Below are 12,874 nucleotides of genomic sequence, written 5' to 3' on the forward strand. Positions count from 1 at the left end.
GCCATTAACGGCTTGAATAAATAGGAGGTTATATGTCTGATTTAAATGTTACGGCAGCATCACCCAGTATGAGTGGTATGGAAAAAAATACAGTTTCTGAGCAGACCGCTAAATCCGTCGAACCGGAAAAAAGTGTAACGGAAATAAGACCGGTTGCGGAAGCCAAACCTGAGCAGGAAAAAAAGCCGACTGCACCGGAAGAGGTTGAGCATGTTGTTGAAGAGATGAATGCATTTATGCAGAGTATGCAGCGTAATCTGTCATTTAGTGTCGATGAACAGTTAGGTAAAGATATTGTGTCGGTAACCGATGTAGAAACGGAAGAGGTCATTCGCCAGATTCCATCGGAGGATCTAATGGTACTGCTTAAAAAAATGGATGATGTTGCCGGTATTTTGTTTGATACCAAAGTCTGATTTTGAAAACGGTGCGGGGCAGAGGTTTTATCTTTTATTTATCCGAGAATGAAAAGGCTAAAGTGAGCCCCTGGAACAGGTTTAACTAACTATACTTGATAGGATAAAGTTAAATAATATTTCTGATTATATTATTCGCCTTTATGTTATTTAATAGTGTCACATGGTCTGAATCTTGCAGGGAATTTGATTGGTATTTAATAAGCTAAGTATTAAGAATTTTCTGTTAAGTAAGTAAGGAGTATTTATGGCTGCAATCACCTCAACGGGTCTCGGTTCCGGGCTTGATATTAATAGTATCGTAACAGCGATTGTAGGCGCCGAGAAAGATCCCGCTTTGGCTAAAATGACCAAATCAGCTGAGGAAGCAACGTCAATGATCTCCGCTTACGGCATGGTAAATAGTGAGCTTTCTCTTTTTAAATCTTCCTATAAAGATCTTTCTCTCAGTTCCACTTATTCTGCTGCCACTTCAAGCAGTAGTGACAGTGATGTTCTTAGTGCAACATTAGGTATTGGCGCTGAAACCGGAAGCTGGGAGTTTGAAGTTCAGCAGCGGGCACAGGCACATACCTTAGTTTCAGATTCCGCCGATGTATTTTCCAGTGTTTCCGCGCAGGTTGGAGAAGGCACAATTCAGCTGCGTTACGGCACTTATAGCGGTGTTGGTAATACAGCTTTTTCAGTAGATCCCGATCATCCTATTGAGACCCTTACCATAGATGCGACAAATAACTCTCTAGAAGGAATGCGAGACGCGATTAATGAAGGAGATTATAGCGTTAAAGCTTCAATTATTAATGATGGTAGTAATTATCGCTTAGTTTTAACCAATAAAGAAACAGGTGAAAAAAATGGTATAGAGCTTACTGCAGTAGATCCTTTAGGTGATCCCATTCCAGCCGGTGAAGGATTAGATCGCTTTACTTACAGTGCATCGGATAAAAACTTGACTGAAACCTCAGTCGCTCAAGATGCAAAAATCACCATGGACGGCATTATTATTACCCGTGATAGTAATGAGATCACTAGTGTTATCGAAGGGGTTACCTTAAACCTAAATGGTGAAACCGAGGCAGGAAAAACAGTAAAACTAAATATTACTGGTGATACCAGTAAAGTTGAAGATCAGGTAAATGCATTTGTTGAAAATTATAATCGTACTATTTCAAAGATGAATGAATTAACCGTATATAACGGGGAGGGGGCAAGTAATGGAATACTTAATGGGGATGCCACCGTACGTAATGTTCAAAGTCTATTGCGCGGCGTATTAAATACTCAAGTTGATCATATTGAAGGTTCGGTGCACAGTTTTGCTGATTTAGGCATTTTAACTAAACGCGATGGAACACTCGAATTAGATGCGACAAAATTTGCCGATGTATTGAAAAATGATATGGATGGTGTCGCTGACTTTTTTACCGCAACAGGGGCTGCAACTGATTCACAAATAAACTTCGATAGTAGTAGTAGTTTAACTAAACCTGGTACTTATGCTGTTGAAGTGACACAAATAGCAACTCAAGGTGTATTAGCAGGTTTAGATATTAGTGGTAACTTCCCACTTACCATTGATGCGGCTAGTGATGCTTTTACAATGCGTGTAGATGGTAGTTTGTCTAATGAGATAACACTAGCAACCGGGACATATAATAGCATTGAAGATTTAGCGACTGAGTTACAGTCAAAGATTAACTCTGACTCTAAGTTTATTGAAAAAGGTATTAGCGTCAATATTATTGAAGATGCAGGTAAGCTGTCGATAACTTCTAATAAATACGGCTCCTCTTCAAATGTTGCTTTTACTGAGGTCGATACAGACTTTTTGGCTAAATTGGGAATTGATGTACAGTCAGGGGCTGCTGGTGTTAATGTTGAAGGCAAAATTGCTGGACAAGATGCGCTAGGGGACGGTCAGTACCTCTTATCTGAAAGCGGAGACTCTACCGGTATCAAGCTGTTAATTGAAGGTGGTGCGCTTGGCTCTCGTGGTAATGTTACCTATGCCGAAGGTATGACAACCGTAATGAACGACCTGTTAACTGGCATTATTGATATAAGCATCTCAGGTAGTAGTGGTGATGTAGATTTAAGTGAAGGTATACTTGATAGTAAGTTAGATTCACTTTATAAAAAAATAACCGGCCTTGAGCAGCAGGAAGAAGACCTAAATTATCGTATGGATAAATTAGAGGCGCGTTTATATAAAGATTTTAATGCCATGGATATTGCAGTTTCCAGTCTTAATAATACTATGGGTTACTTGAAAAGCGCTTTAGATGCTCTGCCTGGATATACCCGCGAAAATTAATTTATCAATAACCCTGCCGATATAACTGTGCATTAGCTAATAATTAGACAATGCGCAGGTTCATTTATTAATTTTTAAAGATTTCTTAATTGCGAATAACAAATTGGTTATCCACCGGAAAATGAAATTAGTCATCTTGATTGATAGAATATTAGGTAGAAAAATTTATCTGTTATGCATATGTTCGAGGTTTTTTAAACAATATTAACTCTCTGCACAGAGTTATCCCAAATCGCGTCATCTCTTCTTCATAGGTATCGGAATATGACTGCAACCTTGTTTAAATATTTTATGTCGTTGCTGCTTGTTTCATGACCCTGTCTGAACAATATAATCAATGCTGCATCGAACGGGGCTGTATCCGCTCTGCATCACACATATAAGGCTGATTAAAGAGCAGCTGCATTGTATGAGAAAGGACAATGATTTTTTGGAGTGGTAGCGTTCAACTAATGCTTGAACATATTTTACCAAATGAAGCTGTATCGCCGCTAATCAAAATTTATTGTTAAATATAACTCTTCTCGTTTGAATAAAAGACTCGTTGCTTATTTTACTTATTTATAAGCTTTGATTTTACTCTTATTTCGTTTCTGCAATAAAGACTTTTCTTTAAGCTGCTGATAGCAAGTATCAGATTTTATCTGTAATTCAGCGATTTTTTCTTCAAGAAGCTTTAGCTGTGTTACAACTCTAGACAGATCTTCGCTTGAGTTGGTGTCTAACAGTGCTTTTATTTGATCAGAAAAAAGATCCTGCTGCTGCTGAAACAATTCATATTGTTCATCGTCAAGCAGGGCCTGCAGTTGTTGTTCAAAGTCAAATAGTGCATCAAGTTGTAATTCTACTGGCAGCTGCATCTTTTACCCCTAGGTTATTTTTTATACTGCTGACGGATATCCTGCGGAATGCCGTCCCAGCCGGATTTTATTTCTGCAATTAAAGCGCTGACTTCTGCTAAGGGTTCTACATCATTTTTGATATTGGCCTGAGTAACCTGGCTTATCATATAAGCGTATAAACCATACAGATTTTCAGAAAGTTCGCCGCCTTTTTCCATATCCAGGCTGTTTTGTAATTCACCAATAAGACCAATAACTTTACTGAGCATTTTATTTTTGTTTTCTATCTCTTTACGCTCGATAGCTCCTTTGGCCGCCGCCAGATTTCCTAATATATGCTGCATTACCAGCGAGATCAGGGTGTGGGGATCGGCCTGTTCAACATGTGCCAGATTGGTATTTTGATATTTTTTGATAGAACCGCGCATAATATGATTATTTCCTTGCTAACGACTTTAAGTTTACTAGTGTCAGTTTACGTCTGCTTTTGAGAAATGCATCTTTTTTAGAATAACTCTGTGTCTTTTGACGCTTTATTCGTTTAAAAAATATTTACATCGCTGATATCAGTGAAGCAATAAGCATACCAAACATCTATATTTTGTTTTTCTTCTTTTTTCTGCCGGTTATTTGGGCTGTAGTTAGTTTTTCTACGTGTCATAATTCGGTCATCGTCATGTTTTTGACTTTTATCATTTCTATATGAGACTATTTACTCTATGCTCACTCAAGGATATTTAATAAGTGGATTTTTATGGAACAAAGAGCACCTATTTACCTGGTTCATACCAGCCGGGAAGAATACGATACATTAACCACAGTATTACATTTTATCGGAGAAACAAGCGAGTCGGTAGATAGTGCTGATTTATCTGAAAAAATAAACAACATCAATCCATTATGTGTTATCTGGGGAGGTGAGCATGCCCCCTCTGAAGAGGTTTTAAACAGCCTGCCGGAAACGCCTTTTTTAACTTTAAGCGGTGCGCCGCTTAAGAGTGAAAGTAATCATATAGGGGGGTTAACTATACCAGTGGTATATGCTGAGTTAACGCAGCTGCTGCATTACTGTCAGTCATTTCATAATCCAGCTAAGAAGCTGAAAAAAGCGCATAAATACCTAATGAGCTCTCTGGTGGGGCGCGGTTTACGTATTCAGGAAATTCGTTATCTGGTTGAGCAGGTATCAGACAGCAAAGCCAATGTACTTATTCTTGGTGAGTCCGGTACCGGCAAAGAAGTGGTTGCCCGGGCTATTCATGAAGTTTCAAATCGTAAAAAAGGTCCCTTTGTTCCGATTAACTGTGGTGCAATCCCTGCCGAATTACTTGAAAGTGAGCTGTTCGGCCATGAGAAAGGGGCTTTTACCGGCGCTTTCTCCGCACGAAAAGGACGCTTTGAACTAGCTGCCGGTGGTACACTGTTTTTAGATGAAATCGGTGATATGCCGATGCCGATGCAGGTTAAACTGCTGCGGGTTTTACAGGAGCGTACCTTTGAACGTGTCGGCGGTACAAAGTCTCTGCTGGCCGATGTGCGTGTTGTGGCCGCCACCCATCGAAATTTAGAAGAGCTGATTGAACAGGGGAAATTCCGTGAAGATCTGTTTTATCGCTTAAATGTTTTTCCGATCGAAAAACCTGCACTGCGTGAACGTCAGGAAGATATTCCGCTTCTACTGCAGGAGCTGTTGTCTCGTTTGGAAGAGGAGCATAAAGCGACACTGCGTTTTACCCAGCGCGCACTTGATTCATTAATGAAACACGACTGGCCGGGTAATGTTCGCGAGTTATCTAACTTACTGGAAAGGCTGCTTATTCTGCATGCCAGTCAGATAGTTGACCTGGGAGATCTACCGCTTAAATATCGCCACCTTGACGCTTCCGGCGATACTGTCGAGCAGATTCAGTTTAGTCCCGAAGAAGAGGCATTAGCAGAGCGGGACGCCCTTTGCGGTATGTTTGGTGATGAACCGCCGACACTCGATGGACCCGAGGTGTTTGATGAGTCCCTGGGCTTTTTAGGGCACCTTCCTGCTGAAGGAATGAACCTTAAAGATAAACTGACTGAATTTGAAATTGAGATGATCCGCCAGGCATTAGAGAGTCAGGACGGTGTTGTCTCCCATGCCGCTGAATTATTATCTATGCGTCGTACCACACTAGTAGAAAAGATGAAAAAGTACGGTCTTAACAAAGACGGTTAAAAATACTGTCATTTTAATTTTTTAAAGTCCGTTATTTTCTTGATAACGGGCTTTTTTTATGCTGAAAACAGTGTCAATTTTGCGACGATCGTTTTCTAACTTGCTGTTATTTATCTAATTTTCTGTGTTGGTCTAAATGTTGCTTTATAGCGTGTAAGAACAAACTATAAAGTAAGGTTGTGTTATGACATCAATTAATCGACAGACAGAGACAGCAGAGCTGCAGCAGGAAAGTTATTCAGGTGAACTTCAGCAGCTTCGTGCGCAGGCAAGCTATATGAAGCAGCTTTACAGCGAGCTGCCGTCGGGTCTGATTGTTATTGATGGTTATGGTGTTGTTGAACAGGTTAACCGTGTTGCGGTTGCTCTGCTGGGAGAACCGTTACAGGGACAGTTATGGAGCGATATTATTAACCGCTCATTTGCACCTAAAAATGATGACGGCCATGAAATATCGCTTAAGAACGGGCGGCGTATCCAGCTTTCTATTTCATCGCTGGAAGGACGTCCGGGGCAGCTTATTTTATTAACCGATCTAACCGATACGCGCGAACTGCAGGAGCATGTTGCTAAATTAAAACGTTTATCATCTCTGGGGAAAATGGTTGCATCACTGGCTCATCAGATTAGAACACCGCTCTCTGCCGCTATGCTCTATGGAGCAAATCTTGCGAATAAAACCCTGACTGAAAGCTCTCGTTCACGCTTTCAGGGTAAATTAATGAATCGTCTTAGTGACTTAGAAACACAAGTGAATGATATGCTGTTATTCGCCCGCAGCGGCGAGCGCAAGATAGTTGAAGAAGTCTCCTTAGTGACTCTGCTTGAAGAGGTGCAGGATGCCAGTGAAAGCCTGCTCACCCAGGTTGACGGACATCTGCAGTGTCGTCTGCCGGATCCGGATCTGCTTATTATGGCTAACAAAAATGCACTGGCCAGCGCCATGACTAATTTGATTTCCAATGCCGTAGAAGCGGCGGGTAAGGGATCGCAGCTATACATCACCACTGCGCGCAGAGGTGATGATCTGGTGGAAATATCGGTAATGGATAACGGCCCCGGGATTGAAAAAGGGCATTTAGCTAAAGTGATGGAAGCCTTTTATACTACCAAATCGCAGGGCACCGGGTTAGGTCTGGCGGTTGTACAGTCGATAGCGCAGGCGCATAAGGGCAGTGTGGAAGTTAAATCAGAGTTCGGTAAAGGCAGCTGTTTTACGCTGGTATTACCTTTACATCGCGTTGGATTATATCGTCATGAAATTGAGAATAACAATCAGTTCAATCAAGTAGTGGGAGGCTAATATGTCACAAGGTAAATTATTAGTTGTGGAAGATGATGCAGGACTTCGCGAAGCATTGATTGACACTTTACTGCTTGCCGGATACGACTGCTCTGAAGTTGACAGTGGAGAGGCTGCATTAGTTGCTTTAACTAAACAAAAATACGATTTAGTGATCAGTGATATTCAAATGGGCGGTATGTCCGGTTTGACTCTGCTGCAGAATATAAAAGATAAATACCCGCTGCTGCCGGTTTTATTAATGACGGCATACGCAACCATTGATGATGCGGTTAATGCAATGCGTGACGGTGCTATCGATTATCTGGCAAAACCTTTTTCGCCAGAGGTGCTGTTAAACCAGGTCAGCCGTTATGCGCCGGTTAATAAAGTCGAATCCTGCACTCCTATTTACGGGGATCCTAGTACTGCACGGCTGTTTCAGATGGCGGAAAAAGTTGCTGCTTCAGATGCATCTGTGATGGTGACAGGCCCAAGCGGATCCGGTAAAGAAGTTTTATCTCGTTATCTGCATGATAAATCCAGCCGCTCGGAGCAGAGCTTTGTCGCTATTAACTGCGGTGCTATTCCTGAAACCATGCTTGAATCAACTCTGTTTGGTTATGAGAAAGGTGCATTTACCGGAGCTGTACAGGCATGCCCGGGCAAGTTTGAGCAGGCTCAGAATGGTACGATTTTATTAGATGAAATAAGCGAAATGCCGCTGGATCTGCAGGTGAAACTATTACGTGTTCTGCAGGAGCGTGAAGTTGAACGTTTAGGCTCTCGTAAAACAATCAAGCTTAATATACGTGTGATTGCTACCAGTAACCGCGATATCAAAAAAGCGGTCGAAGAGGGCACATTTCGTGAAGATCTTTACTACCGCCTGAATGTTTTTCCACTGCAGTGGCTGCCGCTCGGCAGGCGCAAAGGGGATATATTACCTCTTGCAGAACATCTATTACAACGCCATGCCCTTGAGCAGTCGCAGGCGGTTCCTGTTCTGACAGATACAGCTAAAACTATGCTGCAGGCATACCCATGGCCGGGTAACGTGCGTGAGCTTGATAATGTTATGCAGCGTGCGCTGATTCTATCTGATGGTGAAAAAATTGATCAAACTGCACTAATTTTAGAGGATATGCAGTTTGAACATATTCAAAGCTCAAGTGAGGCGGATAATCAAGATCCGGCGGAAAATGAGATTTTAGAAGAAGATCTGCTTAGTGACTTGAGCGATGCAGATGAAAGAGTTTTAGGTAAAGGCCTAAAGGAACAGGAGCAGAAAATAATATTAGATGCACTGCAGACCTGCCGCGGAAAGCGTAAAGATGTTGCCGAACTGCTGGGCATCAGCCCGCGTACGCTGCGCTATAAAATTGCACGTATGAAAGATCAGGGCATTGCTTTACCTGTCTAGTGTAATACTAAACTGATTAAGGAGCTGCTTAGCTTTAGGCGCGGAAAAATAGATAAGCAAGACATTAACTGATGTAATCAGCTCCTCTAATCATAAAATTAATAAGCTTTAAAGCAGTATAAAGGAGCAGATACTTATTCAGATTGTCATAAACTGAGTAGCCGTTTCTTTTAAGGTGAACGGCTGGTTACTCTACTGCTTTCTTCTCTGCTTATTAAAAATTGAACATGTTATTCATCATATCAGCTGTTTTTTGTGCTTTACCCGGGCCGAGAATTATTTGAAACTGCTGATCATTTTCAATTAGGCCGAATACGCCGCTGATATCTTTTATTTTCTGGCGGTCTGCATCCGTTTCATCTTTTAACGTTAAACGCAGGCGTGTCATGCAGTTAGTGCATTCTGTGATGTTATTGATACCGCCGACTGCGGTAATCACTTCCTGAATTATTTTTTCCATTATTTATTTCCTTTTAAATGTCAATTCTACAGGTAAGAGCAAGAGTCTACTCCTAGTTTGCTTTTATCTATTGTTTGAAATCAAAATGTTAAAAAGTTACTGGGTTAGGGGGTTGTCTCTGAGCATCATAACATTTACTAATGAAATAAAATAACTGTAAACATGCTTGCAAATAGGAACCGTTATCATTATTATTCTTTGCAACTGATAATTATTCTTGTTTAAGAAATGGAAAATATTTATGAAAAAAATGATCACGGCGGCAGCTGCATTTGCGGCGCTGAGTCTAAGCTCTTTTACAACCTTTGCTGATGAAGTTAATGTTTACTCATTCCGCCAGCCTTTTCTGATTGAACCTATTATGGAAAAGTTTACTGCGCAAAGCGGCATTAAAGTAAATATCCTGTTTGCTAAAAAAGGACTGATCGAGCGTGTTAAACGAGAAGGTGCACTGTCTCCTGCTGATTTAGTATTAACGACTGATATCAGCCGCTTAATGAAACTTACTGATCAGGGCTTAACACAGCCGGTTGACAGCAAAGTATTAAGCGAAAATATTCCAGCTCAGTACCGCGATCCGGGTCAACACTGGTTTGCATTAACAACACGTGTACGTAATATTTATTCATCCTCTGAGCGTATCGGTCCGGCGGCTGATATCTCTTATCTGGATCTGGCCGGCCCTGAATTTAAAGGAAAAATCTGTACTCGTTCAGGTAAACACCCTTACAATGTATCATTAGTGGCTTCTGTTATCGCTCATGAGGGTGAAGCAGATGCCAAAGTCTGGTTAGAAGGTCTTAAAGCGAATCTGGCACGTAAACCGCAGGGGAATGATCGTGCACAGGTTAAAGCAGTTAAAGACGGTTTATGTGATTACGCACTGGGTAATAACTACTACCTGGGCAAAATGCTGGCAGATCCTAAACAGGTTAGCTGGGCGGAAGCGGTTGATATTAACTTCCCTGACCAGAAAACAAACGGCTCTCATGTGAATGTGAGCGGCGTGGTTTTGGCTAAGTACGCACCAAACAAAGAGAATGCAGTTAAACTGATGGAGTTTTTATCAGATGATACTGCTCAGCAGATGTATGCAGAAGTTAATTATGAGTATCCTGTAAAAGAAAGTGTACAACCGTCAAAATTGGTTGCATCATGGGGCACATTTAAAGCTGACCCGCTGCCGCTTGCTGAAATTGCCAAGCAGCATGAAGCTGCCGTTAAGTTACTGGATGAAGTGAAATTTGATCTCTAAGTTTAATCTATACAAGTTACTGCCCTGGGCAGTAACTTGTATTATCATTACGCCTATTTTGGCGCTGATTATCAGCGCATTCAGTATTGATAACAGCGGCAGTTTTCAGCACCTTATTGATACTGTATTAATTGACTACACATTTAATACCCTGCTGTTAATTTTAGGTGTTATCTGTTTAAGTTTTGTTCTTGCACTGCCGGCCGCCTGGTTTGTTGCCTGCTGTGAATTCCCAAGCCGTACTGTTCTGCAGTGGGCTTTTATGCTCCCTCTGGCTATCCCCCCTTATATTGTTGCTATTGTTTATACTGATTTTCTAGACTTCAGCGGTCCGGTGCAGCAGTTTTTACGCTCTTTTATGGGCTGGCAGCAGGCCTCTGATTATTATTTCCCCGATATTAGAACAATATCCGGTGCGGTAATCGTTCTTAGTCTGACGCTTTACCCATACTTGTATCTGTTATTACGAAGTGCTTTTCTGGGACAGTCCGGCGGTTTGTTTCAGGCTGCCAGAACCTTAGGTTTATCCCCCTGGTCAGCTTTCTGGCGCGTCTCACTACCGCTTTCCCGTTCGGCAATAGCAGTGGGTTTATCATTAATTGCAATGGAAACCTTAGGGGATTTTGCCACTGTTAATTATTTCGCCGTGAGCACCTTAACAACAGCTGTTTATGATACCTGGTTAGAGCTCGGCAGTCTGACTACAGCCGCTAAAGTTTCCTCATTTATGCTTCTGGGACTGGTGATACTAATTACTCTGGAAAATTACAGCCGCCGTAAGCAGAAAATTTATCAGCGCAGCGGTGCAACACATACTGAGCTGCGCTTTGTATTACAGGGCTGGAAAAAATGGGGGGCTCTTAGTTTTTCCTGGGGGCTGCTTTTCGCTGCGTTTATTCTGCCTCTGTGTGTGCTTTTTTATTATGCGTTTCACTATTTCAGTGAATCGCTGAACGAGTCATTATGGCAGTATACAGTTAACAGCCTATGGCTTGCGGTTATCGTTGCATTTTTAGCACTGCTGGTGGCTTTAATCGTTAATTTTTATCAGCGCTTATCTCCCGGCCCTTTGGCTAAAACCTGCATACGCTTCACATCATTAGGTTATGCTGTACCGGGCACTGTTGTTGCAATCGGCGTGCTTATTCCTTTTACGAATATTGACTTATGGTTAAACCAGTTACTTGTTGAGTTTGGGTTTTCTCGTGTCGGCCTGCTCTTCTCGGGGACACTGTTTATTTTAGTGACGGGTTATCTGGTGCGCTTTAGCGCAATTGCTGTCGGCAGTATTGACAGTAGTTTAGCGCAGGTTTCCCCCTCTTTGGATTTAGCATCGCGTACGCTTGGACAGAATGCCTCACAAACTATTCGCCGGGTAAACTTACCTTTGATTAAAAAAGGGCTGCTGAGCGCGTTTATTTTAGTGTTTATCGAAGCAATGAAAGAGCTGCCGACAGCCTTGTTATTACGCCCGTTCAATTTTGAAACCTTAGCAACCTATGTTTATCAGTTTGTTTCAGATGAGATGATAGAGTACGCGGCTCTTCCGGCCCTGCTGATTGTATTAATGGGACTTGTTCCTTTTATTGTTGTTAACCGTTTATTGGAGAAAGCCTCTTAATGTGTGCGTTACTTGTTAAACAATTAAGTTGTTTTTATCAGCACAACCAGGTACTTAATTTATTAGATCTAAAACTCGAAAAAAATGAAATTGTTTGTCTGCTGGGCGAAAGCGGCTGCGGTAAAACAACCCTTTTAAGAGCGGTTGCCGGACTGCAGAAGCGGCTTTCTGGGTCTATCGAAATTAACGGCAAAACGGTTAATGACTCCGGCATTAATATTACCCCTGAAAAAAGAAAAGTAGGTTTAATTTTTCAGGATTATGCACTTTTCCCGCACCTTAATGTTTTTGATAATGTTGCATTTTCTTTGAATAAGCTCACTGCTTTAGAGAAGAAAGAACGTGTTAACGACGTGCTGAGTCTGGTGCAGTTAAGTGATTATGCTGAGCGGTTTCCTCATCAGCTTTCCGGCGGACAGCAGCAGCGTATCGCTATTGCCAGGGCGTTAGCTTATCAGCCTGACTTAATGCTTTTAGATGAGCCTTTTTCCAACCTGGATCATCATGTGCGTTTTCAGCTGATTAGAGAGATCCGCAGCCTGCTTAAAGCGCGCTCTATGAGTGCCTTGTTTGTTACCCACTCAAAAGAGGAAGGTTTTGCTTTTGCTGATAAAATTGCTTTGATGCAGGCCGGAAAAATTGTGCAGATAGACAGTGCTCAGGTTCTGTATCAGCGCCCTAAATCGATGTATGTTGCTGATTTTATGGGGCAGAGCAATTACCTGAATGTATCGGTTAACGACGATTACTCCTATCAGTCCGATTTAGGTTTATTAACCAGTAATACTCTTATTAGGCATAAAAAAGATCAAGAGTTAAGTTTGTTATTAAGACCGGAGCAGATTGTTATTGAGCTTGATCAACAGAGCTCAGCAGAGGTGCTGGAGGTTGAATTTTTAGGAGCATACCAGCAGATAACGGTGAGTTACTTAAATAAAATCTATATTGTTAAACACAGTAATCACCTGCATAACAGCATGCAGTTTAATATCGGCGACAGGGTCTCATTAAAAGTGTTAAGCCATGATTTTGTGGTTTTTGAAAGCTAACTGCTT

11 protein-coding genes are annotated in these 12,874 nt (G+C 41.7%); 8 read left to right on the plus strand and 3 right to left on the minus strand.

The features are described 5' to 3' along the window. The first annotated feature begins 32 nt into the window (after positions 1–32). Positions 33–416 (plus strand): flagellar protein FlaG, encoded by a 384-nt coding sequence (locus G337_RS27525; RefSeq protein ID WP_051302904.1) that lies wholly within the window; start codon positions 33–35, stop codon positions 414–416. 247 nt (positions 417–663) lie between these two features. Beyond that, positions 664–2,730, plus strand: a complete 2,067-nt coding sequence (gene fliD, locus G337_RS0102730) for a flagellar filament capping protein FliD (RefSeq protein ID WP_028862515.1) — start codon at positions 664–666, stop codon at positions 2,728–2,730. A 557-nt stretch (positions 2,731–3,287) separates the two neighbouring features. Here fliD and G337_RS0102735 read toward each other — a convergent pair. Together G337_RS0102735 and fliS are read right to left on the minus strand one after the other, a co-directional pair. Further along, positions 3,288–3,590, minus strand: coding sequence for a hypothetical protein (locus G337_RS0102735; RefSeq protein ID WP_028862516.1), 303 nt, complete (start codon positions 3,588–3,590; stop codon positions 3,288–3,290). Between the two features lie 14 nt (positions 3,591–3,604). Further along, positions 3,605–4,000 carry a flagellar export chaperone FliS gene (gene fliS / locus G337_RS0102740; RefSeq protein ID WP_028862517.1) on the minus strand — a complete coding sequence of 132 codons (396 nt, stop codon included), beginning with the start codon at positions 3,998–4,000 and terminating at the stop codon, positions 3,605–3,607. Between the two features lie 326 nt (positions 4,001–4,326). On the opposite strand from fliS, the gene G337_RS0102745 reads away from it, so the two are divergent. The 3 genes from G337_RS0102745 to G337_RS0102755 all read left to right on the plus strand — a co-directional run bounded on the left by G337_RS0102745 (position 4,327) and on the right by G337_RS0102755 (position 8,483). Beyond that, entirely contained in the window at positions 4,327–5,778 is a 1,452-nt protein-coding gene (locus tag G337_RS0102745; RefSeq protein ID WP_037026957.1) for a sigma-54 dependent transcriptional regulator, read from the plus strand. Positions 5,779–5,962: 184 nt separating this feature from the next. Next, positions 5,963–7,081, plus strand: coding sequence for a sensor histidine kinase (locus G337_RS0102750; protein WP_028862519.1), 1,119 nt, complete (start codon positions 5,963–5,965; stop codon positions 7,079–7,081). A 1-nt stretch (position 7,082) separates the two neighbouring features. Further along, positions 7,083–8,483 carry a sigma-54-dependent transcriptional regulator gene (locus tag G337_RS0102755; protein ID WP_028862520.1) on the plus strand — a complete coding sequence of 467 codons (1,401 nt, stop codon included), beginning with the start codon at positions 7,083–7,085 and terminating at the stop codon, positions 8,481–8,483. Positions 8,484–8,697: 214 nt separating this feature from the next. On the opposite strand, the gene G337_RS0102760 is transcribed toward G337_RS0102755, so the two are convergent. Continuing rightward, positions 8,698–8,943: a PTS transporter subunit EIIB gene (locus tag G337_RS0102760; RefSeq protein ID WP_028862521.1), complete on the minus strand. Its 246-nt coding sequence runs from the start codon at positions 8,941–8,943 to the stop codon at positions 8,698–8,700. A 241-nt stretch (positions 8,944–9,184) separates the two neighbouring features. On the opposite strand from G337_RS0102760, the gene G337_RS0102765 reads away from it, so the two are divergent. Genes G337_RS0102765 through G337_RS0102775 form a run of 3 tightly spaced genes read left to right on the plus strand, consistent with a single transcriptional unit; the run spans position 9,185 to position 12,868 of the window. Further along, the gene (locus G337_RS0102765) at positions 9,185–10,198 is read left to right on the plus strand and encodes a Fe(3+) ABC transporter substrate-binding protein (RefSeq protein ID WP_028862522.1); all 1,014 of its coding nucleotides are present in this window, start codon (positions 9,185–9,187) and stop codon (positions 10,196–10,198) included. Next, entirely contained in the window at positions 10,188–11,819 is a 1,632-nt protein-coding gene (locus G337_RS0102770) for an ABC transporter permease (RefSeq protein WP_051302905.1), read from the plus strand. Before G337_RS0102765 ends, G337_RS0102770 begins: the two co-directional genes overlap by 11 nt. Beyond that, the gene (locus G337_RS0102775; protein ID WP_028862524.1) at positions 11,819–12,868 is read left to right on the plus strand and encodes an ABC transporter ATP-binding protein; all 1,050 of its coding nucleotides are present in this window, start codon (positions 11,819–11,821) and stop codon (positions 12,866–12,868) included. The genes G337_RS0102770 and G337_RS0102775 overlap by 1 nt, the downstream gene beginning before the upstream one ends. Positions 12,869–12,874 lie beyond the last annotated feature (6 nt).

Origin of the sequence: Psychromonas aquimarina ATCC BAA-1526 (assembly GCF_000428725.1) — a bacterium.
Taxonomy (GTDB): Bacteria; Pseudomonadota; Gammaproteobacteria; order Enterobacterales; family Psychromonadaceae; genus Psychromonas; species Psychromonas aquimarina.